We start from the raw sequence: 20,510 nt of genomic DNA, 5'->3' as shown, positions 1-20,510 counted from the left end.
ATTGATGAAATCGTTGTATTGGCAGACTGAAGGCGCAGGCAACACGGATCTTGTGCTGCTGCACGGCTGGGGGCTGAATGCGCAGGTATGGCATTGCATTTCGCCGCGACTGGCGCCGCATTTTCGTCTGCATCTGGTGGATCTGCCCGGCTATGGCAGAAGCCGGGGATTCGGCGCGCTGTCGCTGGAGGAGATGGCGGCAACGCTGCTGGCTCAGGCGCCTGAACGCGCCATCTGGCTGGGCTGGTCGCTGGGCGGACTGGTCGCCAGCCGGGTTGCATTAAGCGCGCCTCAGCGGGTGAACGGGTTGATCACCGTCGCCTCCTCTCCCTGTTTTAGCGCCAGAGATGAGTGGCCCGGCATTAAATCGGAAGTGTTGCACGGATTCCAGCAGCAGCTCAGCGAAGACTTCCAGCGCACCGTCGAACGTTTTCTGGCGCTGCAAACGCTGGGGACGGCCAGCGCCCGGCAGGATGCCCGTTTGTTGAAGCGCGTGGTGCTGGAGCAGGCCATGCCGCCGGTCGAGGTGCTGAACGGGGGGCTGGAGATCCTGCGTCAGGCGGATCTACGTCAACCGATGACGGCGCTGAGCGTGCCTTTACTGCGGATCTATGGCGCGCTGGATGGGCTGGTGCCGCGCCGGGTGGCCGGGTTGTTGGATCGGTTATGGCCGCGCTCCGCCTCGGTGGTGGTGCCGAAAGCCGCGCATGCGCCCTTTATTTCCCACCCTGACGAGTTCATCGAACAGATTCTGGCGTTTAGCCGGCGGCCGGACGTGGCCGGCGGATGTGAGCAGACGCCTTAAATGCTGTCAACGTTCATCAAACTGTAAAAAAAAGTAACTACGGTATGTCCTGCTAATATCCAATCCAAGGACATCACAATGAAAGCTCGTTGGTTACTGCCCTTACTGTTTGTTTCCGCATTGCCAGGAATGCTTCAGGCACAAGCCATTTACCCGATCGATCGCGCGACGATGCTGGCGGGTGGAAAATTCGATTTTAAGGTTGAGTTTGACGAAGTATTAAAGCCGGACGATATTCGTATCCTGATCAACGGCAAAGACTATCAGCAGGTATTCGGCAAGTCAGCCACCTTTGTCGAACGCGAAGATGGCGAGAACGCCTCCGCCGTTTGGGTGCGGGATGTGAATTTGCCCACGGCGGGTAAATACGTCGTGGAGGCGCAGGCCAAAGGGAAAAATGCTGAAGTGACGTGGGATGTCTATCAGACGCCCGACACGCGGAAAGCCAAGAATGTGATCCTGTTTATCGGCGACGGTCTGTCGGTGGCGCACCGCACCGGCGCCCGTCTGCTCTCCAAAGGCATTACCGAAGGGAAGGCCGACGGACGTCTGGCGATTGACGACCTGCAATACATGGCGTTCGCCGGCACCTCCAGCACCGACTCCATCGCGGCGGACAGCGCCAATACCATGAGCGCCTATATGACCGGCCATAAATCCGGGGTGAATGCGCTGGGCGTTTACGTCAGCCGTAGCAAAAATTCGCTGGATCATCCGAAACAGGAAACGCTGGGCGAATTGATTACCCGTTCGACCAACATGTCCGTCGGCGTAGTCAGCGATGCCGAGATTGAAGACGCCACCCCGGCTGCCGTCGTGTCCCACACCCGTCGTCGCGCGGACAAAGCCGAAATCGTCGAAATGTTTCACAACGTCAAGCCCAGCGTGATTCTGGGCGGCGGCTCGGCCTATTTTCTGCCGAAGAGCACGCCGGGTTCCAAACGCAAAGACGAAAATAACTATGTGGAAAAATTCCGGCAGGACGGCTACACGCTGGTGACCGACGCGGATGCGCTGAAGAAGAATGCGTCTCAGGCCACCAAACTGTTGGGGCTGTTCCATACCGGCAATATGGATGGCGTGCTGGATCGCCGCTTGCTGAAGAACGACGTCAGCAAAAAATTCCCCAACCAGCCGGATCTGACCGAAATGACCCAGGCGGCGCTGGACGTGCTGTCTAAAAACAAGGACGGTTTCTTCCTGATGGTGGAATCCGCGCTGATCGATAAGGCTTCGCACCCGCTGGATTGGGAACGCGCGTTCTATAACACCATCATGTTGGATCAGTCGGTGGCGATCGCGCAGAAGTTTGTGGAGAAAAATCCGGACACGTTGATCATCGTGACGGGCGACCATACGCACGGCATTTCCATCATCGGTACGGTGGATGACGACAAGCCGGGGACGGAAATGCGCGAGAAAGTCGGCGTGTATGAGGATGCCGGCTATCCGAACTATCAGGACGCCGATAAAGACGGCTATCCGGATGACGTGAATGTCTCTAAACGTCTGGCGGTGTTCTTCAATAACTATCCTGATTATTACGAAACCTTCCGGCCGAAACTGGATGGCACTTTCGTCCCCGCGATTAAGAACGAAAAAGACCAGTACGTCGCCAACAAAGCGTATGAAAAAGTGCCGGGCGCGGTGTTCCGCGAAGGTATTCTGCCGCGTTCTTCCGACACCGGCGTTCACTCGGTTGACGATATGGTGATTCAGGCCAGCGGCCCGGGCGCGGAGCGGATTCGGGGCTATATGGAAAACACCGACCTGTTCCGGGTGATGGTGGATGCGCTGGCGCTGAAAGCGCAGGATAAAAAGTAACGGATCGCCATGATTAAGTTCAATGGCAATCCGACGGGGGAGACCCTGCCAGCGTTTGGTGCTATGCATGATCCCCTCCCTGCCTCCCCCTTTGCAGGGGGAGGCACCGCAACTCTCCTGCGAGGGAGAGTGCTGGGGTGGGGGCAATCTCCGACGGCGAGTTCTCCAGCAAGCGCGCTATCTATCTGGTTGAAAATCATCTCGCTGATCGTGCTGTCGGCGCTGTCGGCGCGAGCCAACGCGGCGGCGTCCGAACTCGCCTTCGACCGGCTTTACTCGTCTTATGGCGTACTGGGTTTGGAGTTTTCGGATCAAGTCAAAACGTTAGCCGGCAAGCGGGTCGCGATGCGCGGCTTTATGGCGCCGCCGTTGAAAGCCGAATCGCAATTCTTCGTGTTAACCAAAATGCCGATGGCCTTGTGTCCTTTCTGTTCCTCTGATGCCGACTGGCCGGAAGACATCGTCGTGATTTATCTCGCCAGGCGGCAAACCTTCGTGCAGAACAACGCGATGATTGCCGTGGAAGGCGTGCTGGAGTATGGCTCATGGACCGATCCGGAAACCGGCTTCGTCAGCCTGCTGCGCCTGCGCGACGCGACATTCGATACCTTGTAGGAGTAACCATGGCTGAGCTACTGATTCAGGGCTTGAATGTCACTTTCCCCGATACCTCGGATGCGGTGCTGGATATCCCGGCGCTGCATATCGCCGCGGGAGAACAGGTGGCGGTAATGGGCCCCTCCGGTTCAGGAAAAACCACGCTGGCGAATGCCATTACCGGTATGGATAACAGCGGCGTCGGCAGCGTGTTCTGGGGGCCGCAGGATATCCGGCGACTGAATGAGGCCGGGCGCGATCGCTGGCGTGCCGGACACGTCGGGCTGGTGATGCAGGATTTCCATTTATTTCCCGGCATCAGCGCGTTGGAAAACGTTCTGCTGCCCGCGCATTTTCATTATTGGCGTATCCCGGCGGCGCTGAAGCAACGCGCCATCGATTTGCTGTCGCAGGTCGGGCTGGCGACCGGCAATCGGCCGGTGGAAGTATTGTCTCGCGGCGAGAAGCAGCGGGTCGCCGTGGCAAGGGCGTTATTGAGCGCGCCGCAAATCATTGTGGCGGACGAGCCGACCGCCAGTCTGGATGCGCGCAGCGGCGAGCAAATCGCCGATCTGCTGGCCACGCTGGCGCGCAGCAATAACGCCACGCTGATCGCCATTACCCACGATAAGCGTCTGGCATCGCAGATGACGCGTTGTCTGCAACTGGAGAAGGGGCGACTGGTCTCGGACCGCGCTCGACAGGAGACGGAATAATGATCCCATGGCGTTTGATTTGGGTTGACTGGCGCCGATTATGGCCGGGCGTATTGGTGGTGGTGTTGCTGATAGCGACGGCGACGGCGTTAAGTATTTCCGTCAGCTTACAGGAGAGGGCGTTGCGCATGGGCAGCGCAAAAGCGGCGGAGCGTTTTGATCTGGTGATCGGCGCGCCGGGCAGCGAAACGCAACTGGTGCTGTCGTCGGTTTTCCTGCAACCCTCGGCCCTGACGCTGATCCCCGCGCAACTACTGGACGATCTGGCTAACAATCCGCTGGTGGCCTGGGCGGCGCCGGTGGCGTTCGGCGATTTCTATCAAGGCATGCCGATTGTGGGTACCACGGCGCCTCTGGTGACGGACAACGGCAAGCGCAAGCTGACGGCCGGCCGACTATTTAAGCAGAATTTTGAAGCGGTGGTGGGGGCGAATACCGGTTTGGCGCTGGGCGATACGTTCAGCCCGGTCCACGGACAGATCGGCGCCGAGGGCGCGCACGCGCATGAAGACGTAACCTATACCGTGGTCGGCATGTTACCTGCGGACGGCAGCGCCTGGGATAAAGCGATTCTGGTGCCGGTTAACGCGGTGTGGCTGGTGCATGGCGTCCATCCGCCGCATGACCGCCATGAGGATGAATCGGCTCACGACGCGCACGAGCGCCATGATGACGACCATCATCATGACGACCCCCACGCCGATGAACATCATGGCGATGAACACGAGGCCGACGATCATCATGTTGATGAACAGCATGGGGCTGGCGAACGCCATGATGAAGCGCAACATGCAGGCACCGCGGAACACGCCGATGAACATCATCACCCGGCGGGGGTGCCGGCCATTGTGGTGAAACCCAAGACGATTGCCGGCGCATACCAACTGCGTTCGCTGTACCGCAGCAACACGACCCAGGCGGTGTTTCCCGGTGAAGTGCTGGTGAAGCTGTACGCCATTCTGGGCGATATCCGGCAACTGCTGGCTTACATCTCGCTGGGTACGCAGGCGTTGGTCGGCGTGGCGGTGGCGATGGTGGCGGTGATTCATCTTAAACAACGGCAAAGGCAAATCGGCGCGCTGCGGGCGTTCGGCGCGCCGCGTTATGGCATTTTCGCGCTCATCTGGTGCGGGCTGATGTCGCTGGTCAGCGTCGGGGTGCTGTTGGGGGTCGGTATCGGTTATGCCGCCGCAAGGGCGATTGCGCTGATGATGAGCGAAAAGAGCGGCTTTGTGCTGCCCGTCACGCTGGAACAGGATGACGGGATGTTCGTGCTGATCCTGCTGTTGGTTGCGGCGGCGGTGCTGACCGTTCCCGCGCTGCTGGCTTACCGCCAGTCGCCCGCGGTGGCGTTGCGGGGGGAATGATGGCCTGGATCCGGCTTCGGCGATAAGGTGTTGTCCCTGCGCAAGCCAGAATAACCTATGCGTAGCGCTTTGCATCTTTGCGGCGTCATTATCGTTTTTAGCTGGTCGCTGTCCCATGATTGGCGGCATGTCATCATCATGGGCGTTGAGTGCATGAGAAACGGCATGATTGCTATCGCACCCCCTCTCTTCTGTGGGGCCAGGTGAATATTTTTAATCGGCGTGAGCGAACCGGACTAAGGCGTGAATTGCGGCAAAATCCTACCGAACCTGAGCGTCGGCTTTGGCGGACAATTCGGCAGCGCCAGTTAGGCGTAAAATTCAGAAGACAGCATGGGATTGGTATTTATATTGTCGATTTTTATTGCGCTGAACGCCATTTGGTCATTGAGGTCGACGGCGACAGTCATTTTTCGGCGCAGGGCGGCGAGTATGATGGCTTACGGGATGCGTATATCCGTTCTCTGGGGTTACGCGTGTTGAGAATATCCAATACCGACATTATGCAGAATATCGATGGCGTATTGATGTTGATTAGCGACATGCTGGCATCTTCCACATGTAAGTGAATCGCTTTTGCCGTATGGCTTGACCCCCACCCGGCCTCCCCCTTGTCAGGGGGACGCGCCAACCTGCTCCCTCCCCTGCGAAGGGGAGGGTTGGGGTGGGGTCGGTCAGACGCGGATCAACGCTTTTTAAACGCGGCGGCCAGCGCGTCGCTCATGGCGCTGTTGCCTGCCGTCGGCGCGCTGGTCTGGCGCGAACGGGATTTACCCGCCGGGCGGTTGCCCGACGCGTTATTCTCGCGCGCGCCGCCGCTACGACGCACGGCGGTTTCCCCCGGCTGTTCGTCCAGCCGCATGGTCAGCGCAATGCGCTTGCGTTGCAGATCGACCTCCATCACCTTTACTTTCACGATATCGCCGGCTTTCACCACCTTGTGCGGATCGTCGACGAAGCGGTCGGCGAGAGAAGAAATATGCACCAGCCCGTCCTGATGGACGCCGATATCGACAAAGGCGCCGAAGTTGGTCACGTTGGTCACCGAGCCTTCCAGAATCATGCCCGGCACCAGATCGTTGAGGGTCTCCACGCCGTCGGCGAAGCTGGCGGTTTTGAACTCCGGACGCGGGTCGCGGCCGGGTTTTTCCAGCTCTTTGATAATGTCGGTCACCGTCGGAACGCCAAAACGTTCATCGGTGAAATCCGACGCTTTCAGATTGCGTAGCTCGCCGGGGTTGCCCATCAGTTCCTGTAGCGCCTGTTCGGTGGCGGCCAGAATACGTTCCACGACCGGATAGGCTTCCGGGTGAACGGTAGAGGCGTCCAGCGGGTTGTCGCCATGATTGATGCGCAGGAAGCCGGCGCACTGTTCAAAGGCTTTCGGCCCCAGACGGCTGACTTTCAGCAACTGCTCGCGGTTGCGGAAACGGCCGTTTTCATCGCGCCAGGCGACGATATTCTGCGCCATCATCCGCGTTAAGCCCGCCACGCGGGTCAGCAGGGCGACGGAGGCGGTATTCAGATCGACGCCGACGGCGTTAACGCAGTCTTCCACCACCGCATCCAGCTTTTTCGCCAGCAGGCTCTGGCTGACGTCGTGCTGATACTGACCGACGCCGATGGATTTCGGGTCGATTTTCACCAGCTCGGCGAGCGGATCCTGCAAGCGGCGGGCAATAGAAACGGCGCCGCGCAGGGAAACGTCCAGATCGGGGAATTCCTGCGCGGCTAATTCCGACGCCGAATACACCGAGGCCCCGGCTTCGCTGACGATCACCTTCTGCGCTTTGACGTCCGGGAACTGTTTTTGGGTATCGAGGAAGAAGCGTTCGGTCTCGCGCGAGGCGGTGCCGTTGCCGATCGCCGCCAGTTCGACCTGATGTTTGATGCACAGGGCGGCAACGATGGCGGCGGCTTTGGCGGCCTGGCCGGTATGGGGATAAATGGTGTCGGTGGCGACCAGCTTGCCGGTGGCATCCACCACCGCGACTTTCACCCCGGTGCGTAAACCCGGATCCAGCCCCATGGTGGCGCGCATGCCCGCCGGCGCGGCCATCAGCAGGTCGTGCATGTTGCGGGCGAAGACATTGATCGCCTCGTCTTCCGCTTTTTCACGGATGCTGCCCATCAGTTCGGTTTCCAGATGCAGCAGGATCTTGATGCGCCAGGTCCAACTGATGACCGCGCGCCGCCAGCTGTCGGCCGGGGCATTCCCGAGGCGCAGATTCAGGTGGTCGATGATGATCTGTTCGCAGTAGCTTTCGCGCGGCGCTTCCTCAAACTGCGGGTCGGCATTCAGCGAGAGCTGCAATACCCCCTCGTTGCGGCCGCGGAACATCGCCAGCGCGCGGTGGGACGGCACCTGGGCGATCGGCTCGTGATGGTCAAAGTAGTCGCGGAATTTTGCGCCTTCGTCCTCTTTCCCTTCGATGACGCGGGAGACCAGATGCGCGTTTTTCCACAGGTAATGACGGACTTTCGCCAGCAGCGCGGCGTCTTCGGCGAAGCGCTCCATCAGAATATAGCGTGCGCCGTCCAGCGCGGCTTTGACGTCCGCCACGCCTTTGTCGGCGTCGACATAAGCGAGCGCCGCCTGCTCAGGTTCCTGAGCGGGATCTTGCCATAGTCCGTCGGCCAGCGGTTCCAACCCGGCTTCAATCGCAATCTGTCCGCGCGTACGGCGTTTGGGTTTGTAGGGCAGATAGAGATCTTCCAGCTCGGTTTTGCTCAGCGTGCCGTTAATGGCGCCGGCGAGTTGGTCGGTCAGCTTGCCCTGTTCGTCGATGGATTTCAGAATTGTCTGGCGACGATCTTCCAGTTCTCGCAGGTAACTCAGGCGGGTTTCCAACTGGCGCAACTGGGTATCATCCAGCCCGCCGGTGACCTCTTTGCGGTAACGAGCGATAAAAGGGACCGTGTTTCCCTCGTCCAGCAGGCGGACGGCGGCGTCGACCTGCTCCGTTCTGGCCTGCAATTCGCCGGCGATGATCTGGCTTAATGAATCATTCATAGGTCTGATATCGATAGTCATCAATTAATGGATTAAATAGCTGGAGGACAGTTATACGGATTGACGGCGGAAAATACCAGTCGTACCCGTCTGAGAAAAAAGGGGGAGATAGCGTTCCCACAAGGGGCGGCGATTGTGGTAGCTTCAAATATGCCGCTCGGTAAACCGGCGCGCATGGCGACACGGGCAGGATAAATTTTATCTGAATCAATATTACATAAAATTATTATAACGACGCTGTGTTTTTAGCGTATTTAATAGTGTTGTTGCATGGCGGGTCGACCCCGGCAAAAGATAACAACCACGATGACTAATTCGGTCGGGAGAGATATCGATGACAGTAAGAAAGTCCACCCTGATAGTTGACGGACAGGACGATGTCACGCTGGATATTCGTTCAGGGGTGATGGGAAAAAATGGCGTGGATATCCGCCCGTTCGGCGACAAAGGATTATGCAGTTACGATCCCGGCTTCGCCAATACGGCGGGATGTGAATCGGCCATTACCTACATTGACGCCGCCGACAGCGTGTTGCTGCATCGGGGATTCCCGGTCGAGCAACTGGCCGATCAATGCGACTTTACCGAAGTCTGTTATATCCTTCTGCACGGCGACGCGCCTTCGCAGGAAGAGTACGCCAAATTCGCCAATAACATTACCCGTCATACCCTGGTCCATGAGCAAATTAGCCGTATGTTCAGCGGGTTCCGGCGCGACGCTCACCCGATGGCGCTGATGTGCGCGGTGGTGGGGGCGCTGGCGGCGTTCTACCACGACGTGCTGGATATCGATAACGCGGAGCACCGTGAATTGGCCGCCATCCGGCTGTTGTCGAAAATGCCGACGCTGGCGGCGATGTGTTACAAATACTCTATCGAGCAGCCGGCCGTTTATCCCCGCAACTCGCTTTCCTATACCGGCAATTTCCTGCATATGCTGTTTTCCATTCCGGCGGAAAAGTATGAGGTGAACCCGGTGCTGGAAAACGCGATGAATCGGATCCTGATCCTGCATGCCGACCACGGTCAGTGTCCGTCCACCATGGCCGTCCGGGCCTCCGGTTCGTCCGGCGCCAATCCGTTCGCCTGTATCGCGGCGGGACTGGCGTCAATGTGGGGGCCGATGCACGGCGGCGCCAACGAAGCCTGCATGCGTATGCTGGAAGAGATCAAAACGGTGGATCGTATTCCCGAATTTGTGCGCCGGGCAAAAGAGGGGGGAACATCGCTGCGGCTGATGGGATTCGGCAACTCGGTTTATCATCACTTTGATCCGCGGGCCGCCATCCTGCGTAAAACCTGTTATGACGTGCTCAGCGAGTTGGGAATGGAGGATAGCCTGCTACAGGTCGCCATTGAGCTGGAACATATCGCCATCACCGATTCGTACTTTCTGGAGCATAAGCTCTATCCCAGCGCCGATTTTTACACGGCGGTCATTCTGAAGGCGATGGGGCTGCCGTCATCGATGTTTACGGTGATTTCCGCCGTCGGCCGCACGGTGGGGTGGATTGCTCACTGGAATGAGATGCATGGGCGGGAGCTCAAGATTTATCGCCCCACGCAGATTTATACCGGCCAGCCGCGCCGTGATTACGTCTCCAGACTGGATAAATAACGCCGGATCGCACGACGGACAGGATAGCCCTCGCCGAACGATCAAGGCTCGGCTGCCCGGAGCGAAGCGCCCCTGCGGGAACCCCAACTCCGGTTTTTCTCCCGATGCGCTGAAATGCGCGGCATGAGTCGCTGCGGTTTTAGCGCAGCCAGTTGGTTTTCGCCAGTTCAATCACTTCATCGCCGCGTCCGTTGATGATGGCGCGCAGCATGTAAAGACTAAAGCCTTTGGCCTGATCCAGTTTGATTTGCGGCGGCATCGCCAGCTCCTCGGTGGCGGTGATGACGTCGACAAGCACCGGGCCGTCGAAGGCGAACGCCTCTTCCAGAGCGGCGTTCAGCTCAGACGCTTTCTCCACGCGAATGCCTTTAATGCCGCAGGCGTTGGCGATCGCCGCAAAATTGGGATTTTCCAATTCGGTGCCGTCCGTCAGATAACCGCCGGCCTTCATCTCCATGGCGACAAAACCCAGCACGCTATTATTGAACACCACGATTTTCACCGGCAATTTGAGCTGGGCGACCGACAGAAAATCGCCCATCAGCATGCTGAAGCCGCCGTCGCCGCTCAGCGAAATAACCTGACGCTGGCGATCGATCGCTTGCGCGCCCAGCGCCTGCGGCATGGCGTTGGCCATTGAGCCGTGACTGAACGAACCGATCAGGCGGCGTTTGCCGTTCATTTTCAGATAGCGCGCGGCCCAGACGGTCGGCGTTCCCACGTCACAGGTGAAGATGGCGTCTTCACTGGCATAATGGCTGATCTGTTGCGCCAGATATTGCGGATGGATCGCCTGTTTATCGTTGGCGGTCGCCAGTTCGTCGAGCCCTTTGCGCGCATCGGCATAGTGTTTCAACGCTTTGTCGAGGAATGCGCGATGGGTTTTGACCTCTAATCGCGGCAATAAAGCGTCCAGCGTGGATTTGATATCGCCGACCAGCGCCATGTCGAGGTGGCAGTGCGAGCCGAGGCTGCCGGGATTGATATCGATCTGCACGATGGCGGCGTCGGCCGGGTAGAAGGCGCGATAAGGAAACTGCGTACCCAGCAGCACCAGCGTATCGGCGTTCATCATCGCGTGGTAGCCGGATGAGAAGCCGATCAGACCGGTCATGCCGACGCTATACGGGTTGTCATATTCAATATATTCCTTGCCGCGCAGCGCGTGTACCACCGGCGCTTTCAGCGCGGCGGCCAGTTGCACCACTTCATCATGCGCGCCCGCACAGCCGCTGCCGCACATCAGGGTGATATTTTTCGCCCCGTTCAGCAGTTCGGCCAGCTTGCGGATCTCGCTTTCGTTGGGCTGAACAAGGGGAGGCTGCGGCGGATACCACGCCGCTGAAGCCTCTTCCGGCGCGGGCTTCAACGCCACATCGCCGGGCAGCACCACCACGGACACGCCGCGATCGAGAATCGCTTTGCGCATCGCGATGCCCAGCACCTGGGGAAGCTGTTCCGGATTGGAAACCAGCTCGCAGTAGTGGCTGCACTCGCGAAACAGTTCCTGCGGATGGGTTTCCTGAAAGTAGTTGCTGCCGATTTCGCTGGAAGGAATATGCGCCGCGATGGCGAGCACCGGAACATGATTGCGATGGCAATCGAACAGACCGTTAATCAGATGCAGGTTGCCCGGCCCGCAGGAGCCGGCGCACACCGCCAGTTCGCCGCTAATCTGCGCTTCGGCGCCGGCGGCGAACGCCGCCACCTCTTCATGACGCGTGGGCATCCATTCGATGGTACCCATGCGGTTCAGACTATCGCTCAACCCATTAAGCGAATCCCCGGTGACGCCCCAAATGCGTTTTACGCCTGCGCTTTCCAGCGTTTTTGCTACTAAAGCTGCAACGGACTGTTTCATACTTTTTCGCCTTTTTTAATGAATGGCTCTTTTCCTGATTACGAATCATTCCACTGAAAAAGCATACACCCATTACGCCAGATGGGGCGGTCAGGCGTGGGTTAAAATTGTGAACTGATGTTGTCAGAGGGCGGGATAACGGTCAGAAGCGGGGTTTTGTCTCCCGGCGGGTTAAATCGCCGGGAGGCGGGAATCCGATGTCGGTTGGCGCTTGACGGTCGTCGGTTATTCACGGCGAATGCGGCGGGCGACATGGTTTCCCAGCGATTGCAGCAGTTGCACCAGTACGATCAGCACCAGCGCCGTGGCGACGGTGGCGAAGGTGTCGAAACGTTGATAACCATAGGTGATCGCCAGATCGCCGATGCCGCCGCCGCCCACGGTGCCGGCCATGGCCGTCGCGCCGATCAGGCCGATGGTGGCGGTGGTCAGGGCTAAAATCAGCGACGACAGCGCTTCGGGCAGCATGAAATACCAAATCGCCTGTAAGGGCGTGGCGCCCATCGCCTTGGCCGCCTCGATAATGCCTTCATCCACCTCCAGCAGCGAGTTTTCCACCAGGCGGGAAATATACGGGGCGATAAAGACAATCAACGGTACGATGGCGCCCGGCGTCCCGATGGTGGTGTTCACGATAAGCCGCGTTAACGGCAGGATGGCGATCAGCAGGATAATGAACGGCAGCGAACGAATGATATTCACCAGCGGGTTCAGCACGTTGTAGAGCAACGGGCTTTGCAGCAGTCCGCCGGGGCGGGTGACGACCAGCAGAATACCGAGCGGAATGCCGAACAGCGAGCCCAGCGCCAGCGATACGCTGACCATCACCAGCGTGTCGTGCAGCGCCAGGATGAATTGATCGGCGGTGATTGCGGTTTCAAACATGGCTAGGGCTCCTGAATAATCACGCCGGCGGCGGCCAGATAATCCATGGTCTGTGTTATCTGCTCGGCATTGCCGTTTAACAGCACCATCATGAAGCCGAGCGTGGTGTCCTGAACTTCGGACATGCTGGCGAACAGAATGGTGATCTCCACGTCGAATTGTTTAATGGCGGTGGAGATCACCGGTCGACTGGCCGACTGTCCCACGAATTCCAGGCGCAGCAGCTTGCCGCTTTGCGCATCGAGGCTCCGCGCCAGACTGTCGGGCAGACGATCCTGAAGCACCGTGCGAACGAAGTTGACCGTGGTGGGGTGGGCGGGACGACCAAACACCTCAATCACCGCGCCCTGTTCAATCACCCGGCCTTTTTCGATGACCGCGACCTTATTACAGATCTTTTGGATAACCGACATTTCATGGGTGATGAGCACGATCGTAATGTTGTACTCGCGGTTGATGCGTTTTAACAGCAGCAGTATCTGCGCGGTGGTTTGCGGATCGAGCGCCGAAGTCGCCTCATCGCAGAGCAGAATCGACGGGTTCATGGCCAGCGCGCGGGCAATCCCGACGCGTTGTTTCTGGCCGCCGGACAGCTCATTCGGATAGCTGCGGGCGCGATCGCCCAGACCGACATATGCCAGCAGTTCGGCCACCCGCTGGCGGATGAATGCCTTGCTCTTACCCGCCAAAATGAGCGGCATCGCCACGTTCTGAAAGACGGTTTTCGACCTCAGCAAACTGAAATTCTGGAAGATCATGCCGATATCCCTTTTCAGGACGCTTAACTGACGCCGATGCAGGGTATCCAACGACACGCCGTTAATGAGAACCTCGCCGGCGGTTGGGGTTTCCAGCGTATTGATCATGCGCAGCAACGTACTTTTCCCCGCGCCGCTGTAGCCGATAATGCCGAATACATCGCCCTTCTCTATGCGTAAATGAATATCCTGTAATGCGTTAACGGCGATCCCTTTACGCTGAAAAGTTTTACTCACATTTCTCAGCTCAATCATTATTTTTCACTCATGAACTTCCGCCGGAGCATTACTTTAAATAATCGGGCAACAGATAACCGTCATACTGCGAATGACTTTGGATGTATTGTTTAAATTCCGCCGAGTGGTAACCGGCAATAATATCTTTGGCGAATTGCGCGTCTTTATTTCTGCCGGCGACCGTCACCACGTTAATAAAACCCTGCGTGGGGTTCTCAAGTTGCAGCGCGGAATTCAGCTTGATGCCGCTCGATACCGCAAAATTGCCCTGAATGGCGCCGTAGTCGACATCCGGCAATGCCCGCACCTGTTGCGCGTTATCCATCTCTTTCAAAATGATTTTATACGGGTTTTCACTGATGTTTTTCTGTGAGAACGTCGCCGGCTCCGCATTATCCGCAATCTTGAGCCAGCCTAAATCCTGCAACAGCAGCGCCGCCCGATATTCGTTCGACGGCTGGTTGGGTACCGAGATCACGGTGCCGGGCGCCGGTTTATCCACCCGCTGATGTTTTTGGGAGTAGAGCCCCATCGGCGGCGTCGGCACCTGTACGATGCCCACATTCTCAATGCCCAGACGTTGGTTTACCGATTGCAGGTATACCGGGTGCTGCATAATATTGGCGTCGATATCCCCGGTATTGACCGCATGATTAACCTGGATGCCGTCGCTGAAATCAAGATATTCAATTTTATAGCCTTTCTGTTGTAAATAAGGCGCCACCCCCTGAGTAAACTGTTCTTTATACGGGCCGGGATTAAAACCCAGCTTCAGTGTTTTATCGGCGTCGGCTCCCTGTGCGGTAAAGGTACTCATTAAGGCTACGGCAGAAAAAAGTAATGTGGGGATACGCCATTTCATTTTTTATATCCTGATAAATAATAGAAATATTCTATTGGTGCGATGATGAGAAAACCGTATCGACGATTCAAGCATGCGGGATATGGGTTGAAAACAATGAATTTGGTGTTTTCTTATCTGTTTTTTTGCTAATGCGATGTTTGCTATTTACGGCTGGAACGGGCGGAGAGTTTATCCGGCGCAGCCTGTCGCGTCATCAGATCAGGCTCGCCGAAGCGGTCGCGTAGTCTTAATTTTTCTGCTGCGTATCGGCGTCGTCGTTGGCCTGGATGAAAGGCGCGATGTAACGCTGATGGCGAGACGGTTTTAGCTGCCGGAGATCGACTAACACCAATCCGTCGATGCAGTGATTGAAATCCGGATCGATACCGAAATCAATGAACTGCACCCCGCCATGTTCACAGAGTTCCGAATACTGTTTGTAAAGCGTGGGGATGCCGCATCCCATATTGCTGAGCATACTTTTCAGCCGGGTTAAATCCTGCTGGTAATCAGTGCCTGCAAACTGTTGCAGCACATCGGGCAGCGATGCGGGATAAGGGCGGCGCGAGCGGGCCAGCGGTTGGCCGGGCGCAAAATGCAGCCGGTAAAATGCGATCAGTAAATCCCGCGCCGCCGGCGGCAGCGTGCCGGACAGGGATACCGGACCGAACAGATAGCGGCACTGCGGATAGCGCGCCAGATAGGCGCCGATACCCAGCCAGAGGTAGTCCAGTCCCCGTTTGCCCCAATATTTGGGTTGGATGAAGCTGCGCCCGAGTTCGATGCCGGATGCCAGGATCGGGTGCATCTCTTCGCCGTAATGGAACAGGCTGTGGCTGTACAGGCCGTTTTTCCCTTTCCTGGCGATTTGCTCCGCCGTGGGAATAAAGCGATAGGCGCCGACGATTTCCAATGCATTCTCATCCCACAGAATCAGATGCAGATAGTCGTCGTCATAGCTATCCAGATCGCGCCGCTGGCCCGAGCCTTCGCCCACTGCGCGAAAGGCGATTTCCCGCAGTCGTCCCAGTTCGCGCAGCAGCGGCGCATAATCCTCCGCCCCCCGGCGATACAGATACACCTTTTTACCATCAGGCGTGGTGCCCAATGTTTCGCAATCGGCCAGCGCATGTTTTAACAGCACGCGATCCTCGGCCAGCGCGATAGGCTTTTCTGCGGCGAAACAGCCGGGTTTTCCTTTTCCCAGCCGGTAAACATGACGGCGAAAACGCGCCGCCAGATCGTGAGTCGGTAGGTGGCCCTGGCTCCAACCGGCGTAGGGAATCTGCGCGCCGATGCGGATCTTGAGTCTGTGTCCGGCCTGATGAAACATTTCCCTGACCAGCAGCAGCGTTGATAGCGGCCGGTAGATAAGAGAGGTGCAATAAAACAGGACGCTGTTGCGTCCGCTGATATGTATGGGAACGATCGGCGCGCGGGCTTTGCCGGCCATGCGGATAAAACCGCTGTGCCAGCGACCGTCGCGGATCCCCCGCAGGCTGATTCTGGAAACCTCGCCGGCCGGGAACACAATAATCGCGCCGTCGTGATCCAAATGCTGTTGTATGGCGGTAATCTGCCGGCGTTTGGTGCGGTTATTGAAGTTATCAACCGGGAAGAACAGGTTTTTCAGCGGCTCAACGTAGGCGAGCAGCTGGCTGGCGACGATACGAACATCGGGCCTGACGCCAGCGACCGTGCGCAGCAACGCCAGACCGTCGAGAGAACCGATCGGATGATTCGCCACCAGCACCACGGGGCCCTGACTGGGAATGTTTTCTAAATCCCCTTCGACCATCTCACAGGCGAAGTTGAAATGGTCGAGGATCTGTTCAACCAGATCCAACCCTTTCAAATGCGGATAGCGTTGAGCGAATTGCTGGATTTCATTTTCAAATAGCAGAGAACGCAATACGGTTTTCTGCCAGGGTGGCGTATGGCGATGCGGGGCAAGATCTTGCAAAATGGCATCTAAGCTAAACATAAGTCGTTCTCCGTAACCCACCGTTGCCAAAAGTAAGGGATGGAGGTGACACCTTTATGTCAGCGTAGAAATAATATTCACATTATTTCCTCATTAACGCCGCCTGGCTGCGAATGCGCAGGCGGAATGAATGATTGCCGTGACGCGCGCTATTCTTCTTCGTATCTGGTATAGGTTATCGCATTGACGAACCACTGCCTGAGACCGTCCGGCGTATTGACGGTAAACTCTTCGTCGACCTCCTTTTTCAACAACGCGCGCGCCATTGGCGAATCAATGGAAATATAATCCTTTGATTCACCATAGATTTCATCCGGGCCGACGATGCGAAAGCGTTTTACCTGACCCTCTTCGTTTTCAATCTCCACCCAGGCGCCGAAGAAGACTTTCCCGTCCTGCTGAGGGGAATAGTCGACGATCTGTAGTTCGGTCAGACACTTTCTTAAGTATCGGACGCGCCGGTCGATCTGGCGCAACAGACGCTTGTTGTAGGTGTAATCGGCGTTTTCAGAGCGATCTCCCAAACTGGCCGCCCACGACACAATTTTGGTTATCTCGGGCCGTTTCACATTCCAGAGATGGTCATGTTCTGCCTTGAGCTTATTATATCCTTCGCGGGTGATCAGTTTTGTTTTCACTCGTTCTCAATCTCATGCTATTTGGGGAACTCGCGAACATTATATCAAGTCTTGCCGATATATTGGTTTCCCGGGCTTGCCTGGATAAGCTGACGGGGTGCGTTCGTCTGACGTCTTCAAACCCTATCGGTTAGCATGATTTTGCCGGAATTTAACGCATTTCGTGAGCGCTATAACGCTGGAGCCATGACTTCGCATAGCGAATAGCGGTGGATTTATGGCAAGGTAACGGCAAGACGTCACAGGAAATGATTGATTACACGAATTTTAATATGCTTTGTAACAATTTTGCCTAGAATGTATACCAGAAACGACTGTCAGTAATTCGTGTGTTTCTGAACAATAGCGGCATCGGCGCTATTACGCCTTTGGAGAAAGAGAATGCAAGAGAACTATAAAATTCTGGTTGTAGATGACGACATGCGTCTGCGCGCGCTGCTGGAACGTTATCTTACCGAACAGGGTTTTCAGGTACGTAGCGTTGCCAATGCTGAACAGATGGATCGTTTATTGACCCGCGAGTCCTTTCACCTGATGGTGCTGGACCTGATGCTGCCGGGGGAAGACGGTCTGTCTATTTGTCGCCGTCTGCGCAGCCAAAGCAACCCTATGCCCATCATCATGGTGACGGCGAAAGGGGAAGAAGTCGACCGTATCGTCGGTCTGGAAATCGGCGCGGATGATTATATTCCCAAGCCGTTTAACCCACGCGAACTGCTGGCCCGCATTCGCGCGGTGCTGCGCCGTCAGGCCAATGAACTGCCGGGCGCGCCCTCGCAGGAAGAGGCGATCATCGCGTTCGGCAAATTCAAGCTGAATCTGGGAACGCGTGAAATGTTCCGTGATGACGAGCCAATGCCGTTGACCAGCGGCGAGTTCGCGGTGCTTAAAGCCCTGGTCAGCCATCCGCGGGAACCGCTGTCGCGCGACAAGCTGATGAATCTGGCGCGCGGCCGCGAATACAGCGCGATGGAGCGTTCCATCGACGTGCAGATTTCCCGTTTGCGCCGCATGGTGGAAGAAGATCCGGCGCACCCGCGCTATATCCAGACGGTTTGGGGTCTGGGCTACGTCTTTGTGCCGGACGGCAGTAAAGCATGAGGCGATGGCGCTTCTCTCCGCGCAGCTCATTTGCCCGGACGCTGTTACTGATTGTCACGCTGTTGTTCGTCAGCCTGGTGACCACCTATCTGGTGGTGCTGAATTTCGCCATTTTACCGAGTTTGCAGCAGTTCAATAAGGTGCTGGCCTACGAGGTAAGAATGCTGATGACCGACAGCCTGCAACTGGAGGACGGCACGACGCTTGAAGTGCCGCCGGCGTTCCGACGTGAGATTTACCGTGAGCTGGGTATTTCGTTATATACCAATGCCGCGGCGGAGGAGAGCGGCCTGCGTTGGGCTCAGCATTACAAGTTTTTGAGCCAGCAGATGGCGCAACAGCTGGGCGGTCCCACCGACGTGCGGGTTGAGGTAAGCAAAAATACCCCGGTCGTGTGGTTGAAAACCTGGCTGTCGCCGGATATCTGGGTGCGGGTGCCGTTAACCGAAATTCATCAGGGGGATTTTTCTCCGCTTTTCCGCTATACGCTGGCGATCATGCTGCTGGTGATTGGCGGCGCCTGGCTGTTTATTCGCGTACAGAACCGACCGCTGGTTGAGCTGGAACACGCGGCCTTACAGGTTGGGAAAGGGATTATTCCGCCGCCGTTGCGTGAGTATGGCGCCTCGGAAGTGCGTTCGGTCACCCGCGCCTTTAATCAGATGGCGTCCGGCGTGAAGCTGCTGGCTGACGATCGCACCCTGCTGATGGCGGGAGTCAGCCACGACCTGCGTACGCCGCTGACGCGCATCCGTCTGGCGACGGAGATGATGAACAAGAACGATGATTATCTGGCTGAATCCATCAATAAAGACATTGAAGAGTGCAATGCGATTATTGAACAGTTCATCGACTATTTGCGCACCGGCCAGGAAATGCAGACGGAGGTCGCCGACCTCAATGCCATCATGGGCGAGGTCGTGGCCGATGAAAGCGGTTATGAACGTCAGATCGACAGTGAGTTCTGCGAGGGCGAACTGCTCGTCCGCGTCAGTCCGTTGTCGATTAAGCGCGCCGCGCTTAATCTGGTGGTCAACGCCGCCCGTTACGGCAACGGATGGATAAAGGTCAGTACCGGCCGGGAATTGCAGCGCGCCTGGTTTCAGGTGGAGGATGACGGCGAGGGAATTGACCCCGAGCAGTTAAAGCACCTGTTCCAGCCGTTTGTACGGGGCGACAGCGCGCGCACCACCAGCGGCACGGGGTTGGGGCTGGCGATTGTGCAACGAATTATTGATGCCCATAACGGCGCGTTGGATATCAGCACCAGCGAACGCGGCGGGCTTTGTGTTCGCGCTTATTTGCCTTTGCTGCCCGAACTTGCTGATTCACACAGTGGTTCAGCGAAAGAATAGCAAGAATAAGGCGCGGGAGCCGCGCCTGAATTTGATGATCACTCCCTCACGACAAAATCTTACTCTCCCAGCTATGTTCGTTATCCTCGCGTAGCGCGTTGTTATTAACCTTCTTATCATCAGAATGAGATTCCATTGTTTTCGTTTATACACTTACATTAATAATAGTGATGATTAATATTATTTACATGATAATAATTTGATTTTTAATCATATTTTAAATATTTCTTCATCAAAACCCCTTGCCGATCTGATCATATTTTCGGCATAATGCGCGCCATAAAATTCCTCAATGGACATGAAAAGGAAACCGCATGGAGCGCAATTTCGCCATACCCTCGTCTTTTTCTTCGTTAACCGCCACGTTCGCCCGCTATCAACTGTCCGTTTTTGGCTGCGCCGGCCTGGACGTGGAGTCCTTCAGCGTCAGCGAGGGGCTGTTGCTGGCCGCCGCCTTTACCTTCAATCCGCCGGGCAGGCAACTGGGCGGCATCACGCTGCCTGACGTCACGCCGCCGCGTTCGGTTCACGGGGTGGTGACGCAGTTTCAGCGGCTGTCGCCCGTCGCGCACGCGGCTTATACCCTGACGTTTGAAAGCGGCTCGGTAATAACGGGGCGGTTGGACGAAAAGGGTTATGCGCGGCATGAAAACCTACCGGACGAACCCGGCAACGTGCGTTACGAACTGCCGCCGCCCAAACCCGAGCCGCTGTGGGAGCCATGGCGATCGATGCTGGATGAGTCTGATATATGGTCGGGTACGACAACAGGAGGCAATAACTGATGGGACAGCAACTCACTCACGCACTGGCGTTTTTTACCGCCGCGCCCGATAGCTGGTTTTCACAGGGAAAGAAAAAAATTGAAGCCTGCGGCCTATGGATCTGGGAAACGGTTCAGGGCGAC

At 56.9% G+C, this 20,510-nt stretch carries 17 protein-coding genes; 10 read left to right on the top strand and 7 right to left on the bottom strand.

Annotated features, from left to right (window positions below; genetic code table 11):
* Window positions 1–4: 4 nt before the first annotated feature.
* The 6 genes from bioH to ABRZ28_RS19490 all read left to right on the top strand — a co-directional run bounded on the left by bioH (window position 5) and on the right by ABRZ28_RS19490 (window position 5,878).
* A complete protein-coding gene (gene bioH / locus ABRZ28_RS19515; RefSeq protein ID WP_330521229.1) occupies window positions 5–805 on the top strand; it encodes a pimeloyl-ACP methyl ester esterase BioH in 801 nt (266 codons plus the stop codon).
* Window positions 806–883: 78 nt separating this feature from the next.
* Window positions 884–2,629, top strand: a complete 1,746-nt coding sequence (locus tag ABRZ28_RS19510; RefSeq protein ID WP_319605810.1) for an alkaline phosphatase — start codon at window positions 884–886, stop codon at window positions 2,627–2,629.
* A 9-nt stretch (window positions 2,630–2,638) separates the two neighbouring features.
* Complete coding sequence (locus tag ABRZ28_RS19505; protein WP_330521228.1) at window positions 2,639–3,244, top strand: hypothetical protein; 606 nt, start codon at window positions 2,639–2,641, stop codon at window positions 3,242–3,244.
* An 8-nt stretch (window positions 3,245–3,252) separates the two neighbouring features.
* Complete coding sequence (locus tag ABRZ28_RS19500; protein ID WP_330521227.1) at window positions 3,253–3,942, top strand: ABC transporter ATP-binding protein; 690 nt, start codon at window positions 3,253–3,255, stop codon at window positions 3,940–3,942.
* Complete coding sequence (locus ABRZ28_RS19495) at window positions 3,942–5,309, top strand: ABC transporter permease (protein WP_330521226.1); 1,368 nt, start codon at window positions 3,942–3,944, stop codon at window positions 5,307–5,309. The genes ABRZ28_RS19500 and ABRZ28_RS19495 overlap by 1 nt, the downstream gene beginning before the upstream one ends.
* A 203-nt stretch (window positions 5,310–5,512) precedes the next feature.
* Window positions 5,513–5,878, top strand: coding sequence for an endonuclease domain-containing protein (locus tag ABRZ28_RS19490; RefSeq protein ID WP_330521224.1), 366 nt, complete (start codon window positions 5,513–5,515; stop codon window positions 5,876–5,878).
* Window positions 5,879–5,994: 116 nt separating this feature from the next.
* Here the strand turns inward: ABRZ28_RS19490 and ABRZ28_RS19485 are convergent, their stop codons facing one another.
* Window positions 5,995–8,322 (bottom strand): Tex family protein, encoded by a 2,328-nt coding sequence (locus ABRZ28_RS19485; protein ID WP_330521223.1) that lies wholly within the window; start codon window positions 8,320–8,322, stop codon window positions 5,995–5,997.
* A 334-nt stretch (window positions 8,323–8,656) separates the two neighbouring features.
* On the opposite strand from ABRZ28_RS19485, the gene ABRZ28_RS19480 reads away from it, so the two are divergent.
* The gene (locus ABRZ28_RS19480; RefSeq protein WP_319605816.1) at window positions 8,657–9,940 is read left to right on the top strand and encodes a citrate synthase; all 1,284 of its coding nucleotides are present in this window, start codon (window positions 8,657–8,659) and stop codon (window positions 9,938–9,940) included.
* A 139-nt stretch (window positions 9,941–10,079) separates the two neighbouring features.
* Here ABRZ28_RS19480 and poxB read toward each other — a convergent pair whose 3' ends face one another.
* The 6 genes from poxB to greB form a co-directional block, all read right to left on the bottom strand.
* Entirely contained in the window at window positions 10,080–11,801 is a 1,722-nt protein-coding gene (gene poxB / locus ABRZ28_RS19475) for a ubiquinone-dependent pyruvate dehydrogenase (RefSeq protein WP_319605817.1), read from the bottom strand.
* Between the two features lie 225 nt (window positions 11,802–12,026).
* A complete protein-coding gene (locus ABRZ28_RS19470) occupies window positions 12,027–12,686 on the bottom strand; it encodes a methionine ABC transporter permease (RefSeq protein ID WP_319605818.1) in 660 nt (219 codons plus the stop codon).
* Window positions 12,687–12,688: 2 nt separating this feature from the next.
* Window positions 12,689–13,699 (bottom strand): methionine ABC transporter ATP-binding protein, encoded by a 1,011-nt coding sequence (locus ABRZ28_RS19465; protein ID WP_330521222.1) that lies wholly within the window; start codon window positions 13,697–13,699, stop codon window positions 12,689–12,691.
* 31 nt (window positions 13,700–13,730) lie between these two features.
* Window positions 13,731–14,498, bottom strand: a complete 768-nt coding sequence (locus tag ABRZ28_RS19460) for a MetQ/NlpA family ABC transporter substrate-binding protein (protein WP_442878732.1) — start codon at window positions 14,496–14,498, stop codon at window positions 13,731–13,733.
* 274 nt (window positions 14,499–14,772) lie between these two features.
* Window positions 14,773–16,509: a bifunctional ornithine lipid synthase OlsF gene (gene olsF, locus ABRZ28_RS19455; RefSeq protein WP_330521219.1), complete on the bottom strand. Its 1,737-nt coding sequence runs from the start codon at window positions 16,507–16,509 to the stop codon at window positions 14,773–14,775.
* A 149-nt stretch (window positions 16,510–16,658) separates the two neighbouring features.
* Window positions 16,659–17,147, bottom strand: a complete 489-nt coding sequence (gene greB / locus ABRZ28_RS19450) for a transcription elongation factor GreB (protein ID WP_319605822.1) — start codon at window positions 17,145–17,147, stop codon at window positions 16,659–16,661.
* A gap of 381 nt (window positions 17,148–17,528) precedes the next feature.
* Here greB and ompR point away from each other — a divergent pair, with 381 nt between their 5' ends.
* From ompR to ABRZ28_RS19435, 3 genes are all read left to right on the top strand, one after another.
* Window positions 17,529–18,248 (top strand): osmolarity response regulator transcription factor OmpR, encoded by a 720-nt coding sequence (ompR, locus tag ABRZ28_RS19445; RefSeq protein WP_005969424.1) that lies wholly within the window; start codon window positions 17,529–17,531, stop codon window positions 18,246–18,248.
* On the top strand, window positions 18,245–19,603 hold the full coding sequence (gene envZ, locus ABRZ28_RS19440) for a two-component system sensor histidine kinase EnvZ (protein ID WP_319605823.1): 1,359 nt from the start codon (window positions 18,245–18,247) through the stop codon (window positions 19,601–19,603). The genes ompR and envZ overlap by 4 nt, the downstream gene beginning before the upstream one ends.
* A 314-nt stretch (window positions 19,604–19,917) precedes the next feature.
* Window positions 19,918–20,388 carry a hypothetical protein gene (locus ABRZ28_RS19435; RefSeq protein ID WP_319605824.1) on the top strand — a complete coding sequence of 157 codons (471 nt, stop codon included), beginning with the start codon at window positions 19,918–19,920 and terminating at the stop codon, window positions 20,386–20,388.
* Window positions 20,389–20,510: the final 122 nt, after the last annotated feature.

It is taken from the genome of Brenneria sp. g21c3 (assembly GCF_040240345.1).
Lineage (GTDB): Bacteria > Pseudomonadota > Gammaproteobacteria > Enterobacterales > Enterobacteriaceae > Brenneria.
The sequence above is the reverse complement of the archived record's forward strand: the minus strand, read 5'-3'. Positions and strand labels throughout refer to the sequence as shown.